This window comes from Schaalia odontolytica (assembly GCF_031191545.1).
In the GTDB taxonomy this organism is placed as follows: Bacteria; Actinomycetota; Actinomycetes; order Actinomycetales; family Actinomycetaceae; genus Pauljensenia; species Pauljensenia odontolytica.
Map to the genome: position 1 here is coordinate 825,395 of NZ_CP133472.1, position 21,228 is coordinate 846,622.

At 65.6% G+C, this 21,228-nt stretch carries 10 protein-coding genes; 1 reads left to right on the forward strand and 9 read right to left on the reverse strand.

Features of this window, described 5'->3' with window-relative positions; all coding sequences use genetic code 11:
• Positions 1–25: 25 nt before the first annotated feature.
• Positions 26–1,648, reverse strand: coding sequence for an FTR1 family iron permease (locus RDV55_RS03540; protein WP_111824099.1), 1,623 nt, complete (start codon positions 1,646–1,648; stop codon positions 26–28).
• A gap of 373 nt (positions 1,649–2,021) precedes the next feature.
• On the opposite strand from RDV55_RS03540, the gene RDV55_RS03545 reads away from it, so the two are divergent.
• On the forward strand, positions 2,022–2,831 hold the full coding sequence (locus RDV55_RS03545; protein WP_245907740.1) for a CPBP family intramembrane glutamic endopeptidase: 810 nt from the start codon (positions 2,022–2,024) through the stop codon (positions 2,829–2,831).
• 751 nt (positions 2,832–3,582) lie between these two features.
• Here the strand turns inward: RDV55_RS03545 and ppdK are convergent.
• From ppdK to RDV55_RS03585, 8 genes are all read right to left on the reverse strand, one after another.
• Positions 3,583–6,300: a pyruvate, phosphate dikinase gene (ppdK, locus tag RDV55_RS03550; RefSeq protein WP_111824061.1), complete on the reverse strand. Its 2,718-nt coding sequence runs from the start codon at positions 6,298–6,300 to the stop codon at positions 3,583–3,585.
• Between the two features lie 231 nt (positions 6,301–6,531).
• Positions 6,532–7,857 carry an FHA domain-containing protein gene (locus tag RDV55_RS03555; RefSeq protein ID WP_111824062.1) on the reverse strand — a complete coding sequence of 442 codons (1,326 nt, stop codon included), beginning with the start codon at positions 7,855–7,857 and terminating at the stop codon, positions 6,532–6,534.
• On the reverse strand, positions 7,857–8,729 hold the full coding sequence (locus RDV55_RS03560; protein ID WP_111824063.1) for a PP2C family protein-serine/threonine phosphatase: 873 nt from the start codon (positions 8,727–8,729) through the stop codon (positions 7,857–7,859). Before RDV55_RS03560 ends, RDV55_RS03555 begins: the two co-directional genes overlap by 1 nt.
• A gap of 136 nt (positions 8,730–8,865) precedes the next feature.
• Entirely contained in the window at positions 8,866–10,377 is a 1,512-nt protein-coding gene (locus RDV55_RS03565; protein WP_111824101.1) for a serine/threonine-protein kinase, read from the reverse strand.
• A gap of 17 nt (positions 10,378–10,394) precedes the next feature.
• Positions 10,395–13,070, reverse strand: coding sequence for a transglutaminase TgpA family protein (locus tag RDV55_RS03570; protein ID WP_174703827.1), 2,676 nt, complete (start codon positions 13,068–13,070; stop codon positions 10,395–10,397).
• Positions 13,067–14,293, reverse strand: coding sequence for a DUF58 domain-containing protein (locus RDV55_RS03575; protein WP_111824064.1), 1,227 nt, complete (start codon positions 14,291–14,293; stop codon positions 13,067–13,069). Before RDV55_RS03575 ends, RDV55_RS03570 begins: the two co-directional genes overlap by 4 nt.
• A 20-nt stretch (positions 14,294–14,313) precedes the next feature.
• Positions 14,314–15,279 (reverse strand): AAA family ATPase, encoded by a 966-nt coding sequence (locus RDV55_RS03580; RefSeq protein WP_003791956.1) that lies wholly within the window; start codon positions 15,277–15,279, stop codon positions 14,314–14,316.
• A gap of 77 nt (positions 15,280–15,356) precedes the next feature.
• Positions 15,357–21,152 carry an Ig-like domain-containing protein gene (locus RDV55_RS03585; protein ID WP_111824065.1) on the reverse strand — a complete coding sequence of 1,932 codons (5,796 nt, stop codon included), beginning with the start codon at positions 21,150–21,152 and terminating at the stop codon, positions 15,357–15,359.
• Positions 21,153–21,228 lie beyond the last annotated feature (76 nt).

Genomic DNA, 21,228 nt, shown 5'->3' on the forward strand with positions numbered 1-21,228 from the left:
ATGGGTCAGTGTCGCTCGAGGGGTGTCATTCCTTCGCCCGCGACTGGGCAGCTGCCTCTCGGGAGAGGCGAGCTTTTCCGAAGAGATACAGGCCGACGATAACGACAAGAACGATGGCTTGCGCGGCCAAGTTCTCCACTCGGGGGTAGATCCCCAAGAGGTCCAATGTTGGGAACCCACTCACGGGCGTCAAAGACACGACGTCCGCTTCCTGGAGTTCCGCGATTCCCGCACCCGCGAACGTGACGGCCATGAAGGCCATCAGCAGCGAGGTGACGGTGAAGAAGGGGCGCAGCGGGATTCGAACCGCTGCGAACTGGATAAGCAGGTAGATGACGACCAGGATGACGAGGCCAACGGCCAGTCCGATCCACACGTAGCGGACGTTATCGCCCGCAGCCGCCACGATCGGCACGTAGAAGAGCATAGTCTCAGCTCCCTCACGCAGGACCGCGAGGAAGGAGATGAACGCCAGTCCCAGCAGGGAGCCGCTGGTCAGCGATGCGTCCGTCTGCTTCTTGATGTACTGGTCCCAGGCCTTGTTGGAGGACTTGTTGATCATCCAGTTCGACACCCAGATGAGCATGACAACGGCAAAGAGGGCGGCGAAGCCCTCGAGGAGCTCCTGATTCGCTCCCGCCAGGGAGGTCACGTAGCTGAAGAGGAAGGCCAGGCCGACGGACAGGACGAGAGCCAAGGCCACGCCGCCCCACACGACGGGGGTCTTCTTCTTGTGGCCAGCCTTGGCCAGGTAGGCCAGGACGGCGGCGACAACGAGGATCGCTTCCATGCCCTCGCGCAGGATAACGAGGAGGGAGGGCAGGAACTGCGCGATCCACGGAGAGGTTGAGGACCCGGAGGCGGATGTCTGGCCGGTGTAGCCGTCGAGGGTGTTCGCATCCTCGCGGATGAGGTTGGACAGGGTCGCGTAGTGCTCGTCAACCGCGGTGGAGTCGCCGTCGGTCATGGCCTTCTTCAGGAGGGAGAACTCCATCTCCACCTGGGAGACGCGCGAGCCGGAGACGCGGCTCATGACCTGCTTCTCCATGCCGGTAATCTCGTAGTGCTTGTAGTAGGCCTCGTTGACCTTGTCCTTGCCGCCCTTGGCATCGCCGGACTTGAAAGCTTCGACGCCTTCTTCGAGGATGCCGTTGATGGTCTTGGCGACCTCGCCCCAGGGGCCGGGGCTGTAATCGTTCGACGAGGCCTGGGTACCGGCACCGGGGGCCACGCCGTCGAGGGAGGCGGCGTCTTCCAGCATGTACTGCTTGAGGGTCTTCGCGTGGGAGTCGACCTCTGCGGCGTCGCCGTCGGTCATGGCCTTCTTCAGGAGGGAGAACTCAACCTCAACCTGGGAGACGCGCGAGCCGGAGACGCGGGCCATGACCTGCTTCTCCATGCCGGTGATCTCGTAGTGCTTGTAGTAGGCCTCGTTGACCTTGTCCTTGCCACCCTTGGCATCGCCAGACTTGAAGGTGGTCACGCCCTCGTCAAGGAGGCCGTTGATGGTGGTGGCCACGTCGTTCCAGGTCTGGTCAGCGGCGCGTGAGGGTGCGCCAAAGACCACGATGGCCACCGCCGCCATGACGGCGACGATAAGGATGCGACTGAGTCGCTGACTGACGTCGTGTGCGTGAGCACGAAGCACTGCCACCGCTTGCCTCCTGAGTCCCCGGCGATGAGGCACCGCCCGGATGATGGAATTCCTACCATTGAGCGTAGCCACATCTCGGCCAGGTGAAAAGTAATACCTTTAGGTTTGCCTAAACTGTGACCGCGCCACGATGATGTTTAGCGCCCACCTTCCCCGACCGCACGGGACCAAAGGCCCATTGGAGCAACTTACTGACACAATGCCATGAAAACACGCTCCCGCCAGGGAGGATGCAGCAAACAGAGTCCGCATAGGTATTCCCGGGCGGCGATCCACCACTCCTCGGTACCGTCTTACGCCACCCCGTCACAATCTGTCACACTGTCTACGTAACACAACATCGCCAACAGGAAGCGGCCTCAGCACCATGCCCACCAACCCAAGCGCGAACTCCACACCGACGACTCCCCTATCGACCGAGTCAACGCCAGCACCGAGCACCCAGCCCGCTGTCACCGCATCTGACAATGCTCCCCAGGCCTCGCCCCCCGTTCGGCCCGCGCGCCCCAGTCGCGCCGACTGGGTGCGGATCGCGATCTTCGGCATCCCCTACGCAACCTTCTTCCTCTTCGGCATCATTCCGACATCGATCATCCCCGAATCGTGGAACATCACCGCCGTCAACATCGTGCTCGACTCGATCTTCCTGGTCATGGTGCTGGCGTTCTTCGGGCGCGAGTTCTTCCCCGCCTTCTCATACTTCCGCGCACGACCGGTGCTCAAGATCGCGCTGCTACCCGGCCTGTGGCTTCTCCTCACGATCGTGCAAGTCACGCTGCGCATCGCCATCTACGGAACCAATCCGCCGATCGCCCAGAACCAACAGGCCATCATGAACGCCCTGTCCGACGGCGCGCTCAGCATCGTGTTCTCCTTGTTTGTGGCCATCGGCGTCCCAGTGATTGAGGAGGTCTTCTACCGGCACATCCTCATCGGCAAGCTCAGCGCGTTTGCGCCCACGTGGCTCGTCGCGTCGATCTCCGCCCTTCTCTTCGCCTACATGCATTGCTACCAGTGGCAGGACCTGCTGGCCTACCTGCCGATCTCCATCACCCTCACCCTCGTCTATGTGAAATCAGGGAAGAACGTCGCCTACTCGTGGGCGTTCCACGCTCTCAACAACTCGATCATGGTGGGCCTGATCTTCCTGCTGCAGAGCACGGGCGTCACCCCCTGAGCAGCCAGCACAACACACAAGCGACACCTACAACACGCGAGGCCGTGACCGGTTACCCGGCCACGGCCTCGTCGCTACGCTCGGCGAGCGGCACCCGCGAGGGCAACGCACAAGCGTCCGCACCCTGAGCGCAGCCACCGTCGACAAGCCAAAACCCGTGACACCTCTGCTCCGGCCCTACGCCTGCGCACGTTAACCCGATGACCTGCACGTGGGCAGCCACGCCCACATGCATGTCTAGGGGTTAACGTGCGCATCAAAGGGTCAACACGCATGTTCAGGGGTTCACGTGCAAACAACACACCACGCAAGACACCGTTACGCCCAAAACGCAGACCACCTCACCCACAACGGCCCATTTTCAGCCTATTTCGCCGAGGTGGTCTGCACTTTGGGCACCATACTGCCTCAAGCCGCTGCCTCACCGCCACCAAACGGGGGAAATGGCGTCATTAGAACCTCGACACGCCGGCGACATGCCCCCAGCCAGCTCCTAATGCTGCAAAACCCCCACCGCCACCGGCATGAAGTGCGCCGGAGAGACCGGAGGGCACGGGCGGGCTTCGAGGCGCGGCGCCGAACGAAGCGAGGCCGTCCAGCCTCGCGGGCGGCCGAGCCCTCCGGCACCCGGAACACCAGCGGAATCACAACCCCACCCACAACGGAACGAGGCCGCGACCGGTTACCCGGCCACGGCCTCGTCGCTACGCTCTGCGAGCGGCACCCGCGACGGCACCGCCCGCCTCACGCATCAGGCGGTCATGTCCACGTGATCCTCGACCGCGGCGCGGCCGGCCTCCAGGCGGGCGACCGGGACGCGGAACGGGGAGCAGGACACGTAGTCGACACCCACGTTGTGGAAGAAGTGGATCGAGGCCGGGTCGCCACCGTGCTCGCCACACACTCCGAGCTTGATGTTCGGCTTGGTGGAGCGGGCGCGGCGCACGCCCTCAGAGACCAGGGTGCCCACGCCATGGACGTCGATGGACTCGAAGGGGGACACGCCGAAGATACCGGCCTCGATGTACTGCGGGAAGAACACTCCCTCGACGTCGTCGCGCGAGAAGCCCCACACGGTCTGCGTCAGGTCGTTGGTGCCAAAGGAGAAGAAGTCGGCTTCCTCGGCCAGGTCCTCGGCCGTCATGGCGGCGCGCGGCAGCTCGATCATGGCGCCGATGGAGACGCCGGACAGGTCCACTCCGTGGGCGGCGGCGACGGAGGCGATAATGCCTTCGCCTTCCTCACGCACGAGCTGGAGCTCACGCACGGAACCGACGAGCGGGACCATGATCTCGGGACGCGGGTTGAGTCCGCGGGCCACGAGCTCGGCGGCCGCCTCGCACAGGGCGCGCATCTGCAGGGCGAACAGGCCGGGCAGGTAGATGCCCAGACGCACGCCGCGCAGGCCCAGCATGGGGTTCTCTTCGTGCATGCGACGCACCTCGACGAGCATGGCCTCGTCGGCGGGGTCGAGGGTGCCGGTGGCCTTGCCGACGGCGACCTTCGTCTCGAGCTCGATGAGGGCGGGCATGAACTCGTGGAGCGGCGGGTCGATGAGGCGCACGGTCATGGCCTTGCCGTCCATGACCTCGAGCATCGCGAGGAAGTCCTGCTTCTGGAGCTTCTCGAGCTCGTTGAACGCCGCCTGACGCTCGTCCGACTCGGGGGCGGAGAGGATCGCGCGCTCAACGAGCGGGCGGCGCTCGCCCAGGAACATGTGCTCGGTGCGGCACAGGCCGATGCCCTCTGCGCCGAAGTCGATGGCGCGCTTGGAGTCGAGGGGGGTGTCGGCATTGGCGCGCACGCTCAGGCGGCGAACCTTGTCAGCGTGGGCGAGGAGCTTGTCGACGGCTTCGACGAGCTCGCGGGTGCCCTGGTCTTCGCCGGCGGCGGCGATACCGGCCTCGAGGCCATCTGCCAGGTAGGTGGTGACGGGCGAGTCGGTGACCGCGACCTCGCCGCGGAAGATCTCGCCGGTCTGGCCGTCGATGGCGATGGTGTCGTCGGCGGTCAGCACGAGGTCGCCGATGGTGACGGTGCCGGCGGCCGCGTCGATGACGAGAGCTTCGGCACCGCACACGCAGGTCTTGCCCATGCCGCGGGCGACGACGGCGGCGTGCGAGGTTTTACCACCGCGAGCGGTGAGGACACCTTCGGCCGCGACCATGCCGGGCAGGTCATCGGGGTTGGTCTCGCGACGCACAAGGACGGTCTTGATGCCCTTCTCGGCGGCCTCGACGGCCTGGGCGTTGTTGAAGGCGATCTTGCCGACGGCGGCACCCGGGGAGGCGGCCATGCCGCGAGCGATGAGCTCCTTCTCGGCCTTGGCATCGAACTGCGGGAACATCAGCTGGGTGAGCTGGTCGCCCGTGACGCGGCCCAGGGCCTCGTCGCGGGTGATGAGCTTCTCGCCCAGGAGCTGGGTGGCAATCCGGAAAGCGGCGGCGGCGGTTCGCTTGCCGACGCGTGTCTGGAGCATCCACAGCTTGCCGCGCTCGACGGTGAACTCGATGTCACACATGTCGCGGTAGTGGGTCTCCAGCTTGCGCATAATGCCACGCAGCTCGTCGTAGACGGGCTTGTTGATTTCCTTCAGGGCGGACAGGGGCAGGGTGTTGCGGATACCCGCGACGACGTCCTCGCCCTGCGCGTTCTCCAGGTAGTCACCGTAGACGCCGGAGTGTCCGGAAGAGGGGTCGCGGGTGAAGCACACGCCGGTGCCGGAGTTTTCGCCCATGTTGCCGAACACCATGGTGCAGATGTTGACGGCGGTGCCCAGGTCGTGGGGGATGCGCTCACGACGGCGGTAGATGCGGGCGCGCTCGGTGTTCCAGGAACGGAATACGGCCTCGATACCCATGTCCATCTGGGTGCGCGGGTCCTGCGGGAAGTCGTTGCCGGTCTGTTCCTTGACGATGCCCTTGAACGTCACGACGAGGCCCTTGAGGTCCTCGGCGGTCAGCTCGGTATCGCCGTTGACGCCGCGCTCAGCCTTGAGGTTGTCAAGGGCGTCGGAGAAGAGGTCGCCATCGATATCGAGGACGGTCTTGCCGAACATCTGGATGAGGCGGCGGTAGGAGTCCCACGCGAAGCGTTCGTTACCGCTAACGGCCGCGAGGCCGAGAACGGATTCATCGTTGAGGCCGATGTTCAAAACGGTTTCCATCATGCCGGGCATGGAGAACTTCGCGCCGCTTCGCACGGAGACAAGGAGCGGGTCGGTAGGATCTCCCAGGTGACGGCCCATCTGGTCCTCGACGCCGCGCAGGGCGGTGGTGACCTCGGTGGCAAGCGACTCCGGAACCGTCGACTCCTTGAGGTATGCTCGGCACGCCTCGGTGGTGATCGTGAAACCGGGGGGAACGGGCAGGCCGAGCTTCGTCATCTCGGCGAGATTGGCTCCCTTTCCTCCAAGGAGGTCCTTCATGGACTTGTCGCCCTCGGAGAAGTCGTATACGTACTTGACCATCGTGGCCCTCAACTTCCTTGTTTGCGATGACCGACCCACCAGCGGGTCGCTACCAGGGGTAAGGATACACGTATCAAGGGACTTAGGTCACCTCAAGACACTCGCGAGCATGATTGTCCTTACATACGCTGGGCCACGGCAACGGGCCAGATAGCACGCACTCATCAAAAGCAGTGACAACGCAGGTGGGGCAGCCCCGAAGGACCGCCCCACCTGGATCAATAAATGACGTCAGCGCACGCGGAACTCGATCGTGGTTCCCTCGCCCACGTCGATGAGGTCGCCATCGTTCAGGGCGATCGTCACCATGGGAGTGACGTCCTGGAACGAGCCATCGGCGTGACGCAGGACGGTGCCATTCGCGCTGCCCAGGTCCATAAGGGCCCAGGAGCCGGGCATCGTCATCATGACGGCGCAGTGCGAGCGGGAAATCTCGGTCTCTGGGCTGGGTACCCGCAGAACCGTGGCGACGGGACGCCCGGTCAGCGCGCGAGCATCGGGGTCACGACCGATGACGACGTCGCGGGAGACCTCAACGGGAACAGTGCCACCGTGAATGAGGAATGCGACAGGCGCAGCGGGACCCGAGTTCGCGGGGGTGAGACGCAGGATCGTCGCCTCCGTGTCGGTCTCGGCACCCAGGCCAGCGAGCCCCTCGGCGCTCATGGCCTCAGGGATGGCGGGAGACTCGACGACTTCCTCGGGGGCCGGCTCAGACGAGGCCGGGGCACCCGACTCGCCGAAACCTCCCGCACGCTCGGCGGACTCAGCGGTGTCGACCGGCGGCTCCTCGGCATCAGCGACGACGTAGAGCTCGCCGGAGGGCTGCTCAGCATCCTTCGAGGGCACCTCCTCGCGGGATTCCTCCCCGACCCGCTCGTCCGAGACCTCGGGAGCCTCGGGAGCTGCCTCGTCGTCGGAGTTGCGCGACGAGGGACACAGCGACACGGGACCATTCCTGGTCGCGGCGAGGAACTGGGCCTCAACAGCGGCCAGATCGACGGAAGCCGAGTACACGGAAGGTTCGGGCAGCTCCTCGCGAGCCTCGCGGCGGGCACGGCGCTCACGGTCCGAAATGTCGGGATTGATCAGGAAGCCCATCGTGTCGACGGGCATCGAGGCAAGGGCCTCGACCTCGTCGAGCGCGCGTCCGATACGGATCTCACCAGCTTCGACGCGATCGGCGGCGGGCACCATCCACGTGACCTCGTCGCCGTCGACGATGGTGGCCTCAAAGGTCTGCCACTCACCGGGGTTAAAGGGCCACGCCCAGATCGGGTCGGTCCACACCTGCTCGGTGATCTGGCCGGCGGCACGCATGCGCAGCTGAATGTTGCCCAGCACAGTCAGGTAGGGCTGCTCGCCCGCGCAGTCCAGCAGCAGGACGTCACCCTTTTCAGCCTGGACATGGGACAGCCACGCCTGGGTGTCGGCGCGTCCCCACACCACATCGGCGGCGGAGTCCGCAAAGTCGAGCGGAGCCAGCGCCGCACCGAGGGGACCCGTGACGAGCATCGCACCCTGCCCGCGACACAGGAAGCGTCCAATCTGAAGCATCAGTTACTGCCTTCTCTACGAGGAACCCGGCGAGCGGTCTCAATCGACGCCGGACGTACTGGTTGAATCATCCGATTCATGACATTCATTGTCAATGTTACTCGCGATCTGGTTCCTGCGTAAACTACAACCGCGGTCGCATTATCCCGAGTCCCCGCCTCCAGCGACGCTCGAACAAGTCTGTCGGCCGTGCCCTGCGGACCATCGCCGTCCGCAACAACCGCATGAATCCGCGAATCACTCAGGACACCGTGCACGCCATCCGTGCAGATCACGGCCCGATCACCCTCTTCCAACGGCATGATTGTATAGTCCGCTTTCACACTCCCGACCTGGCCGGCACCGAGCGCCTTTGTCACCACATTTGCGGGAGGGATCACACGGGGGGCTCCCGAGGTAGCAGCAAGGTCACGCGCCTCCTGCAGCGCGGAGTGGTCGTGGGTGAGCTGGCGAATGCCCCCACCACCCACAACATAGGCACGGGAGTCACCCACGTTAAATGACAGCCAGTACGGCCCTTCGGCGGTACGCAGCACCATAAGGCCCGACAGCGTCGTGCCGGGCGCACTCATCGGATTATCGACCGACGCCAACGACGCGACCGCCGTGGCCGCAGCGTCGATCGCAACAGACAGATCCACCAGGTCAACGGGACGATTCCCGAGGCGCTGTGGGCTCAGGAACTCCCGCAGCGTAATGACAGCCTTCGACGAGGCCTGGGCGCCACCCAGGTGCCCACCCATCCCATCCGCGACAGCGAAGACGGGGGGAACCGCCAGCCAGGAATCCTCGTTCTCAGAGCGGACCGGACCGATGTCGGTCGACGCGCCCCATCGAACTGCGGGCCGTTCCGCATGTTCTTCTAGAGACATGTGCCTTCATCCTTTAGCTGCGTTGAGCGCGAGAGACTACGCGCGATACTGACGATTTTACACTCGGCGTGACCAGCGTCTCGATCGACGAAACTGGAATGCAAGTAAGAATAACGAAGCGACGAAATGATCTGCGTCATGGAACCTCCACGCAGACACGCACCGGGTCTGACATGCGCCCGGAAGAGCGCGACACCGTCGTGATCTCGATGCAGTTCTCGCCGCTGGCCCCATCGACCGTCACGCTCGTTGAGTCGACGCGACCACGCGACTTACCGGCCGCGCCCGAGCCCTCGTAGGCGTACACGATGTCCTCAGAAGCGGGGCCCTCGGGCGCGGTCCACGTCCAGGTCACCGTACCGTCGGAATACTCGCCGACCAGATTCGACACCTTCGGGGGAGCCACGCCCAACGCGTCACCCGGGGCAGCGGAGGTACTCCTCGCCTCCGGATCGGGAGAGATCCGCGTAAACGACCCCTGGCCGCGGAGCATCCCCACCACCAGTCCGGCCGCGATCACCGCGGCCACCAGCGCCAGCAGCACGCCCACCAGCGGCGAGATATTCTTCTTAGCCACAGAGGATCCCTCGACGACACGGCGAGCCGAAACCTCGTCCGCAGCCGCAGAGCGCTCGATCTTCCACGAGTCCGCCACTGCCTCAACGCCGCCGGAACCAGCCCCACCCTCGAAGGAGTAAGAGGCCGAGCGCAGCCGCGTCGCGTCCGGGTCGATGACCGGGGCACCGCGCAGCCGCGTCTTCTGATCGGTGGCCACGGAGGTGGAAGCCTTAGAACGCTTTTGCTTGACCTCCATCTCCGTGCGGGGCTGACCCAGCTCCTCCTGCACGCGCTGCAGACCCCGACCAAACTCCATCGCTGACTGCGTGCGCTCAGCCGGGTCGATCGTCATCGCGGCGCGCAGAACGCGCTCCAGCTCCGCCGGGGCATCCGCGCGGCCCAGGCCACGCATGCGTCCGCGCTGCACGCGGTTCGCGATCGACGCCGCCGAATTATCACCGATTGGGTCCTCGAAGGGGCTGCGCCCCGTCACGAAGGTCCACGTCGTCGCCGCCAGGGCCCACACGTCCTGCAGGGGCGAGGCCGGGGAAGTGACATCCTGCTGCTCCGGGGGTGCCCACAGCACCGAGAAGCCATCGTAGGCGCCAACCTCCAACGCTCCCGCCTTCGACGCAACTCCGAAGTCCGCCAGGACCGGCTTGCCGTAGGCATCCAGCATGATGTTCGAGGGTTTGATATCTCGGTGTACGTAGCCCTGCCAGTGGAAGGTCTCGACGACGCCGCAAATCTTGATCATCGTGTCCAGGGCGTCCTTGAGCGACATGGGCCGCGCACGAACTTGCGTGAGGAGGTCGGCAACCGGACAGTACTCCATGACGAGATACGCCCGCCCGTCCGCAGTCGTTCCCACCCCGTGCAACTCCACGACGGAGGGGTGCCCCGACAGGAGCGTCATCGCATCGGCTTCACGATGCAGTTCCTTCGTGCCCCGCGCATCGCCCTGAGCGCGCACGACTTTGATGGCCACGTCTCGACTCGGCAGCTCCTGGCGATAGAGGAACACGTCGGCGAAACCACCTTGCCCCAGGGGACGAACCCACCGGAATCCCGGAATGTTCGGCCCCCTCATGCCTGCGACGACTGAGCTCACCGCTTGATCTCCTCTCGCCTAGCGCGCGCGATCAGAGCGCTTTCCCTGCGCAGCTTGCGGCGCATGCGCAGGCTGCGCAGGGAGAAAGCCCGGCGCACGCGCGCAAAGAAGCCCGCACGCTTGGACACCTGGTCGCGCAGGTCCTTCACCTGTGCCCACGCGGCGCGTGCACGGTCGCGCGAAGAACCATTGGAAGCAAAGTTAGCGACGTCGGCGAAGCGCGCGATGACGACGGGACCTGGAACGTCGCCTCCGAAGCGGCTCCAGCCGTCAATCACGTAGCGCCCCTTGTCGGCGACGCCTGCACTATCCGAGGAGGAGGTCGCCCCGTCCTCGCCAAGGTTCGCCTCGTCCGTCACCAGCGCAAAGGGATCGCCCGGATCGTGCCCCAGTTCCCACTGGGAGGAAAGAGCCCACGCAGTCTCCTGACGAGTGCGTCCCAGATCGATACGCAGGCCATAGTCGGCGGCCAAGTCCACGACCTCGTCCCACGAACCCACCAGCGCCTCGCCGGCGGCAGCCCTGCGGCGACGCCTACGTCGGCCCGCCTTGAAGACCAGGATCGCCAGGGGGGGCATCATGAGGAGGATGACAGCGCCCGAGCCTGCGGCGATGAGACCCCAGGGAAGACCCACCTCGGGCGGCTTGAGCGGGTCGGCATTCTGGTCTCGTGTGGGCGGAGGCATCTCGGCCGGGGGCTCGGGAGGCTCCGGCGGCTGCAGGACCTGCGGGCGCGGGACGGAACGAGGCTTGGGTACCTGAGTCTGCGGCACATGGTCGCGCGGCGGAGTCGGGTCGAACACGCCCCAAACACCACCCGAGAACTCGACCTCGACCCACGCGCGAATATCGGATCCGCGCAGGGTCGCGGCACCTCCCTGGGAGCCACCCTCGGGGTAGGCTCCCATGACGACGCGCGCGTTGATGCCCAACTGGTGCAGCATGAGAGCCATGAGAGCCGTGTACTGCTGATCGTCACCAATCAGGTTCTCGTCGGAGGCCAGCATGCGCTCCAGCCGATCGCTGCGCACGCCCGGCCGCGAAAAACGAGTGTTCTCGTTGAGGTAATAGCCGTTGGTGGACAAGTAGTGTTCGATGGCTCGCGCTGCCGCGAGCGGCGTCGACGCGTTCTGCGTGAGCTCGGCGGCCCTATCAGCGAGGCCGTCGGGAATATTCTTGTCCTCCAGGGTTGCCGACACCGCCACGAGGTTGGCCAGTTCTTCGTCGCGCACAGGCGCGACGAACTCCGTGGTCACGTTGTAGCTCATCGAACCGACGGGGCCGGTGGTCAGAGCCGCATTAGCCCACGTATCGACATGGAGGCCCTTCTTCTGCCTGGCTGCCTGCCCGCCAGTGAAAGCGATCTGCGAGGGATTTCCCAGGACGGGAACCCACGGGCCTGACAGTCCTGTGGTCGTGAGCGTCACCACTGAGGAGCCCGGCGCGCGACCGGGGATGGTCGTATGAACCGGAATGTAACCCGTATGTCCGTCGTCTCTCTTCCGGGACATGCCGAAGGTCGTACCGTCGTAGACGTCCATCGCGGCGATTCGCACACGCTGGTTCTCAGGTAGATCGGAGACGGTCAGCAGCGTCTCGTCCTTCAGATCCGTCGTGTAGTGACGGAAGGAAGACATCGGGGAAGGGAATGCCTGAACGTCAAGGGGTGGCTGAATCAGGTCGCGCCCAACAAGGCGCCCGCGGGAGGACCCCAGGAACGCCGCAGCCGGCATCGCCACGCCGACGGAGACCGCGAGCACGAGGATGGCACCAAGGGCTCGCCTCCCCACGTAGACGGTCGAGCGAGAACGACGCCCAACCGTTGCCTCGCCGCCAGGCGAACTTGCTCGTCCCACGAGCACATCCTGCCCCAGGGTGATTCTCTGGTACTGGGCGGCGCTCGCCCACCAGGCGACCACAAGCGCCCACCAGACCAGGACCAGCGACAGAGGGAGAGGATAGCGAGCGATACCAAAAAACACGGCGATAACCGCCATCGCCACGACGGGGATGGACCCCGGGACTGCCCGTCCGGCACGCGCAGTGATCAGGCCCGCCAGGACCGCCAGGATCAGGCCGCACATCCACGGCACGAGCGCCGGTCCGGAGTAGACCGACACCGGGGGCGTGAGCGTCAACAGGTCCTTCCAGGCACGGAAGGATCCGAGCACCATGACCTGCAGGGTCTGCCCCGTGGGCAGGAAGCCGTACAGCGCCTCGGAGCGCAGCGCGGCACCGCTGCCGACCAGGAAGTAGGTCGCCACAACGCTTAAGACCGTCGTGAGTGCATCCCACCGCCAGTGGGTAGAGGCCGCGGCGATCGCTAGGCCGCAGGCCACTCCTGCGCCGGCAGCGATCGCGCCAACTCCGCCACCGAAGACCGGTTCGAAGGCCGCGACAGGCCCCACGAAGAGGAAGGCAAGCACCAGGAGGGACCATATCGGCAAGCTCGACCGGTACGTCGCGAAACGCTGCGTGACGGTCAGCAGGCGCGAACGCGTCGTCTTGGGACGAGGCCCCTGCTGCCCCACGTTGGGACGGTCACCGTCGCGGGAAGAGGAAGAAGGAACGGAGGCCGCTCGCACCTCGGTTGCAACGGGGGACGTCGGAGTCGTCTGAGCCTGCGATTCGACCCTTTGCGCGCGGGGCTTGGTATCAACGCTGGTGGTCATGCAAGCCCTCCGGCAACGATAATGCGCGGCAGTTCCTCAAGGCGCGCGCAGTCGAGGAGGACCCCTCGTCCGAGGTCTCGCCGGGTTCGTCCCTCAGCCCCACCGATTCGGATGATGGAAACAGGGACGTCAATGGGGGCCAGCCTCGCAAGGTGCGCGGCGTCGACATCGCTCACCTTCGGGCCAACCACGAGGGTGAGGGCTGAGACGCCGGGACGCTCAGCCACTGCCTCGCGCACGCGCAGTGCCAGGTCCCCGCCGGAACCCGCCTGGATCTCGGAAAGGGTGTCCAGAAGGCGCATGGCGCTACCCGACGGCAGCCAAGCCTCCGTCGTCGTGACGGACACGGTACGAGACTCTCGCAAACTGGCCAAACCAAGCGACGCCGCGACGGACACCGCGGTCTCGAAGGAGTCGTGATCCCAGACGTCGCGGGAAGTATCCAGCACAATAACGTGGTGGGAGCGGTGCGTTTCCTCGTACTGGCGCACGATGAGCTTGCCCAAGCGGGCTGTCGACTGCCAGTGGACGGCGCGCCGATCGTCTCCGGGCTCGTAGTCGCGCAGCGCATGAAAGGACACATCGGAACTGGAGAGCCTGCCCGTGGACACACCCTCGACATCCAGTTGGAAACCGGTGGCGTCGAAGGGAACGCGCACGGTTTTCGGGTGCACGTGAAGGATGACGGGCTCGTCCCACACGCGCACGCGGCGCAGCAGTCCGAGGGCGTCAGAGCGCACCGAACGCGCCGGCCCCACGTTGATGAGGCCGCGGTGACGAGAGGAGATAAGGAACAATTCGTCCCACGACCGTCGCGCACCCAGCGGGGGCACGACGAATTCGCCGGTGCCCGAGCCGATCGGTAGCTCGATGATGCCCGACCGCACGGGCCGGTTACGTTCGTTGCGCACCGTAATCTCCCCGACGGCCGTCTGGCCTGCGACGATGCGCTCGTTGGGGACGCGGATCGAGACGAGGTGCGGGGGCTTCCAAGCGACGCGGGTGGCCGCCAGCACGAGTGCGACGGCACCCGCGAGCGCGCACGCCAACGCCTCGACCCACTGGAATGCGGCGGCGACCGCAACACCGGCGACGATGAGCACGATGACGGCCCAGCCGATCGGCGTGACCGCTCCCGCGAGCGCCGCAAGGGGCCGCGGACGGCCGGTCTGTTCCCTGCGGTGCCCGACCCCGTCTGCGCTATCCGAACGCTTCCCTTCCATCACTTCTACCGAGAGGCTCCTTACGCGCCGACCGCGGGTGCGGGGACCGAGGTGAGGGCGCGCTGGATGACGCCCTCGGAGGTGGCACCGGAGAAGGCGGCGTCGGGGTCAACGACAATGCGGTGGGCCCACACGGGGACGGCGAGCGCCTTGACGTCGTCGGGCAGGACAAAGTTGCGTCCCTGGGCGGCGGCCCACACGCGGGTGCATCGGACCATGCCGATCGCACCGCGCGTCGAGACTCCCAGCATGGAAGACTCGTCCTCTCGCGTGGCTTCCGCGAGGGCGGCCACGTAGTCCAGGACGGCGCGGTCCGTGTGATTATCCGCTGCGAGTGCGGACCAGGCGACGATGTCCTGGCCGGACACCATGGGTTGGAGGTTCTTGGATCGGTCGGGCGAGGCCGAGCCGTCAAGGACGTCGATCATGGCGCTACGCGAGGGGTAGCCGATCGACGTCTTCATGAGGAAGCGGTCCAGCTGGGCTTCGGGCAGGGGGTATGTTCCGGCCTGCTCGACGGGGTTCTGGGTAGCGATGACCATGAAGGGCTGGGGAGCGGGGCGACGCACACCGTCCACCGTGACCTGCGCTTCCTCCATGACCTCCAGGAGGGCCGACTGGGTCTTCGGCGAGGCGCGGTTGATCTCGTCCGCCAGAACGATCTCAGCGAAGACGGGGCCCGCGTGGAACACCCACTCGCCGGTCTTCTGGTTGAACATGTTCACGCCCGTGATGTCGGAGGGCAGCAGGTCGGGGGTGAACTGGATACGCGAGTGCGTGCCATCGATGACGGCGCTGATCGCGCGCGCCAGGGCGGTCTTTCCGGTGCCCGGGGCGTCTTCGAGCAGCAGGTGTCCTCCGGCAAACATGGTCGTGAGCGCGAGGCGCACCGCCTGGCGCTTGTCCAAGACCGCCACGGAGACCCCGTTGACGAGGTTCTTGAACACCTGGGCGAAACGCGTCGCGTCCTCAATGGACAGTGACATGAGTATCCTTTTCTCTTCGGTCGTTGTGTTGGTTGTCTGTGGGCTGGTTCCCGGGCTTTCCCGCTCGGGACTGTGTTCTAGTGCATGTACTTGATGATCTCTGTGCGCGTCGACAAGGTGATGTGGAGGGCAACCCGGTAGCCCTCACGAACGGGCAGTTCGGAGCCTTCGACCCTGAGGGCGGGGGTGTCAGTGGGCGATACGACGGCGTCGCTCTGAGCGTAGAGCGTACCGGTTCTGTCTCCGACGACCTTGAGGCGGCAGCCGTAGGTACACAGGCCCTCAATCTCCTCGGTGCGGCGGATTCCTATAGCGAAGCCACCGTCGGGGTAGCTGACGTAGTCCGCGTGAATCGGGATGTTCGCCCAGTCCTTGTCCGGGGGGGGCGGAGCGGCGGCGTGGTCGTTCCGCGGCGTTCCATTGACCCTGATGGAGCTCGATACCAGGCCCGAGGTCGAGATCTGGCAGAAGTAGAATGCCTGCTCGACCCCGTCGGTGCCGACCCTGTCCAACACGAAGCTCGTGCCCTTCTGGACCTTCCTGTTGACATCGTTGGCACGCGCCTTGTCGGCACACTCGGCGCCGCTCTTGCCCCAGAACACGGTGAGCTCGTTGGCGAGGTAGCCGCGTCCGGGCTTGACGTTCACATTCGTGACGAGGAGCTGGCCCGAGTTGCCCGTCGCCGTGATCGTCGGAGGGTCGATCTCGAAGGGCGGCGTGTTCGGGTTCGGCGGGATGCGCACAGTCTGGGGGGTCGACGTGGTGGCGTCTCCTTCGATGTTGCGCACGGTCACGGTCACGGTCGCGGTGGTGACCGAGTCCTCGAGGACCACCTTCTTCGGCTGAGGCTCGTTCGCCGTAACATTGTGCGGCTCACCGTTAACGGTGATGGTTGTCTGGCCCCATCCGCTGCCACCAGAGGAGCCGACCGTCCACGAGACGAAGACCTTCGCCACGATCACGCCTTGTCCCTCCCAGCGTTCGGTGGTCACCGTGACGACCGGCTCGTCCGGGGCAACGTGTGAGGGACGAGGACGCCCGCTGGTGGGCGAGGACCACGGTCCGGCCTGCCCCTCGCCGTTGACGGCCCGGACCTGCACAGCGTAGTCGTGCCCGTTGACCACGGAAAGCGTGGCCGACGTGGTGGTGTAGCTGGTCGGTTGGCCGCCGTTGACCTGAAGCTCATAGTGGTCGATGTCCGACCCGCCGTTGCTGGCAGGGGCGACCCACGAGACCTTCAGTACCGAGTCTCCGGGCTCCACCTTGGGCGCAACCATCTGGCTGGGCTTTCCGACCGTCGTAATCCTATTCGACACCGCGGAGGGCTTGGAATCACCCTCGCTACTCGTAGCGACGACGTAGAAGGCGTAATCGCGACCGGCGCTGAGCCCATCGACCGCGCACGAGCCGCTCTTGCAGGTGGCCGACACCTGCTGGCCCGAGTCCGCGTCGTAAACCTGGTAGCCGTTGATGCTGCTGCCGTTGTCCGCCCCCACGGAGAAGGTGAGGCGAGCCCCGCTGGTCCCTCTGGGCTCTGCGCGTAGGTTCGTTGGCGGGTCCGGCTTGCTGATGACGGTGACGGTGATGTTGCCCTGCGCCGAGCGCGACGGGTCGCGCAGGTAGTCGTTAATGCGGTAGGTGACTTTGATGGTTCCCACCTCGTCGGGGGTGATCGACACGACCGTTCCCTCGGTGTGAACCTGCGCGCTGCCCATCCCCAGCACCGCTCCCTCGATGGTCAGAGGAGAGCCGGGGAAGGGGTTGACGGCCTGTGAGGCGACATCCACCCTGACCGTCTCGCCGACCCGGGCACGCGTCCGGTAGTCAGACACGCTGACGGCAGGCTTGGAGGAGGCCACGACCTCGACGGGAACGGATCCCGACACCGAATTGCCGTCCGTGTCGGTCACGCTCACCGCGATGCTTCCGGCCTGGCCGCGTGCGGTGTCCTGGGCTGCGGTCACGGTGAGCGTCGATCCCGACACCGAGGCGCTAATGCCATCGGGGACGGTGCCCACCGAGTAGGTGAAGGTCGAGGGGTCGGCGCCCTCCGGGTCGGAAACTCCGAGTGCCAGATTCTGCGTCACAGGCTCCCCTCCCGCCTCGACGCGCACGCCGGTCGGGGTGAATGTGGGCGGCTGATTCTGGGTCGCGCGCACCCGAACGGGTACGGACAGGCTGGCCGACAGCGCGCCCCCGTCAGTTCCATCGCTGACCTGAATGGTAAACGCTGAGTTCCCGGAGAAGCCCTCGGCCGCGGCGATGGTCAACTGTGACGAAGCGTCGGCGCTCACCGACGTCAGCCCCGCCTGCGCCACCGGGGTCGTGCCCTCCACCAGCTGCGGGGAGCGGCCGGAACGAACAATGACGTAGTCGGACAGGGAGATCGTGCGCTGAGATCCCGCGTCCACCTCTATCGGGAGGCTCGCGTTGTTCAGGAAGGGCGCGGTCGCGTTGCGTCCGGGGACGGTGACGACGGCCGAGTTGGTCAATCCATCACGGTCCGTGATCGTGTAGACGACGAGGCGCAGCTGATCGGAGACCGGGATCAGCAGGTCCTGGCCGTTCACTTCCACCCCGGGCTCGCCCGTGGCGACCTTCAGCTCGTCGACCGACCCGTCGGGGTCTTCGTCGTTGTCGGTGACGCGCACGCGCACCGCCGACCCGTCCTCGGGCAAGTCCGTATAGGCCACGTAGTCGTCGCGCGCGACGGGAGCTTTGAGGGGGACATCCTCAGATACGTAGATGGTTGCCAAACCGGTGGCCGAGCCGCCTCGGCCATCCAAGACTGTGTAGGCGACCGCGTAACTACCGGGTTCGGACGGGGTACGTACCGAGATAGTGGAGGAAGAACGGACCTGAGGGTTAAGCGCGGGCGTGGGCGTACTCAGGCCGCCCTCGTCGAGGGAGAGCGTATCGCCGTCGGGATCAACATCGTTGGACAGCACATTGATGTTGAGGACGCGATCGGGGCGAGCCTGCACCGTGTCTGGAACGGCCACGGGGTTCTGATTCGTCGCGGGGGACGGGGAGATGGCGACGCGCACGCGGGCTGACGCACGCGCGCCCTTTCGGTCCTCGACCGTGTAGGTGAAGGTGTCGGTGCCGACCGCCCCCCGGTTGGGCGTGTAGTCGATCCATGTGGCCGAGGCGGTGGCCACGCCCTGCGTGGGTGACGAGTCCACGCCGACCAGGGTCACCGAGTCACCGTCAGGATCGATACCGCTCAGCGTCACGGGGATCGTCACGGCCTGCCCCGCGTTCGTCCACGCGTTGAGGGTGCGCGGACGGGGGGCCTCGTTGCTGTCGGAGTCCGGGATGACTTCGAAGGTGACCGTGCTGGAAGCGTGGTTTCCTGCGGAGTCGATGACCGAGTAGGTGACTTCAAGGAGTCCGGGGCTGGTTCCGGCCTCAAGGCGCACCTGGTTTCCAGTCACGAAGGGCGTTCCGACCGCCGAGGCCTGGTCGTACTCGAGGGTCGACTCGACCTGGAGGTTCAGACCGGCCGGGGAGCGGTCGTTGGACAGAACCGAGACCGTGCCGACGTCGCCGACGCGCACCTTTGCCCGATCGGGCCGCAGAACGGGCACCATGTCGGAGCGATCCGAAGCGCCGGGAATCACGGTCACCTCGGCGGTGGCACTTCCCTGACCATTAGAGACCGTGTAGGAAAAGGTCACGGTCTTGTCGATGCCCGCATGGGCGGTGATGCGCAGAAGGTGGCGTTCGATGAGCGCAACCTCGATATCGGGTGCCTTCGTCGTATCCACCGAGGTCACTGAGAGCATGCCTCCGGCGGGGTCGTAATCGTTACCCAGGGGATTGATCAGGACGGACCCGCCCTGGGGTAGGACGGCGGTGTCGTTCTCTGCGATGGGACGCACCGAGGAGGAGGCCACAACCTCCACGCGGATGATACCCAGCGTCGTCGCAATCCCGTCGGAGACCGTGTAGGCGAAGGAGTAGGATCCGGGCTGCTGCGCCCGAAAGTCGATGGTTCCGCGGTCGAGATCCGGGGTGAGAGTCGCGCCCGACGGGGCTCCGGAGACCGCGGCGAGGGAGAGCGGGTCGCCGTTGGGGTCGGTGTCATTCTTGAGCGGGTCAAGGGTGACGGTCTCGCCCGGCTGAGCCTGGAAAAGGTCGCCGTTGGCCGAAGGCGGGAGGTTGCCCGCCTCCTGGACGTTGACGACGAGCTCTCCGCGGGCCTCGGCCCCCTGATCGTCAGCCACCGTCAGGACGACGGTCTTGGGGCCAGCCGACGCCCCCTCCTCCGCGATGGTTACGGTGCCGTCTTCGACGAATGAGACGTTCAGGCCAGTCGGAGCCTGGACCTCCTTGAGGTAGATCGGGTCACCGTCGGGATCACGCCAGTCACTGAGGGCCTGGTACTGGATCTGCGCGCCCACCCCGATCTTGACGGAGGAAGAACGCACCTGAGTGGGGGCCTCGTTCTGGCCGTAGGGGTGGACCGTGACCTGAACGTGGGCGGAAGCGGAAGCCCGCCCATCCGAGGCATCGTAGGTAAAGGACGTGGATCCGCTCTGGTCTGCTGAAACGTCCTCGATTTGCAGGGCGCGCCCGCTACGAGCCACGACCACAGAACCCCATCCCGGCTGCGTGGTCGGGGTGGCGGTGAGCACGTCCCCGTCCAGGTCGGAATCGTTGTCCAGGACGGGCAGAATGGTCGAGCGTCCCGGGCGGATGCCAAACTCGTCATCGACGGCCTCGGGCGGAGTATTCTCCTCGCGCTGCTGCGGGTCGGCCACCTCGTTGGTGAGCTCCGGGCTATCCTGCTCCTCTTCGCTCTCTTCGAGCTGATTCTCGACCTCATCCCAGTTGTCCATCAGGACCATGTTCGAGTCGGGCAACCACACGTTCCCCTCGGCGACGTCGTTGAGGACAATGGCCTTGCGATTGGTGCGGAAGACAACCTCACGGGCGGAGACGAGGGTATCGACGACCATCTGCTCGTTCGAGGCCGGATCCTTGCAGGAGCGCACATACGCCCCCGATCCGCTCCACGCACCGTAGGCACATCCGTCGTGCCGCACGGGCGCCGCCGGGATGCCGGTCGGGGACCCCTCGGCGGCGGGCGTGATCACGGGTTGCCCACCCGTCAGCGGAATCGCTACAAGAGAGGTGGCGGTGGCCATCAGGACCGAGTCATCCTTGGGTCCGGCCTGCTGCAGGACGGCGTCGGCCTCTATACCGGCCGCGCCGAGGTCGATAGTCTTATTCCCGGGAAGAAAGAGGGTGTTAGAGGCAGAGTCAAGGGCGACAACCTGATCGCCGACGACCGTGATGGAAAGGCGGGCACCATCGGGAATCCCGGTGACCTGAGTGGTCTTCGTTTCATCGACTGACCCGCTGTGCTTGACGGTCGTGAGCGTTCCCGAGTTCGACAGGGAGTACACGGAACCGTCCTCGCCGGTCACGAATGCGCTGGCCCCCATGTTCGAGGCCAGAGCTGCAGAGTCGGCGAGATTGGAGGGGCTCGGCGATGCCGCAGACGTTGTCCACAGGGTGCCATCGGCAGCGTTGAGGACGCCGAGGACGTCACCCCCCTGCATCGCACTCGAGCCGGCGGGCAGGACCGTCGGAGAGCCGAGGGCGACCTGGGTGACGTTGACGGGAGCAACGGTCAGTGAGCCGAGGTCGGAGACGGTCACGGTTTCGCCAGCCTGGCCGACGTCAAAGTTGGTAGCCTCGGTGCGCAGGGCACCGTCAAGGATGCGGGCTTCGTAGTCGAGGTGGCCGACCAACTGCTTGGACTTGTTAGTCACCCAGATACCGCCATCATTGACGTTGACCTGAGTCACTTCGGCGCCCTCGTAGATGACGCCTGCGATGCAGAGCGCAGCAACGACCAGCACGAGAACAAACGCCTGCAGACGTCGCCTCACACCGGTTACGTTTCGTCGCTCTTGCGCGCGCATTGACCCTCTCCCG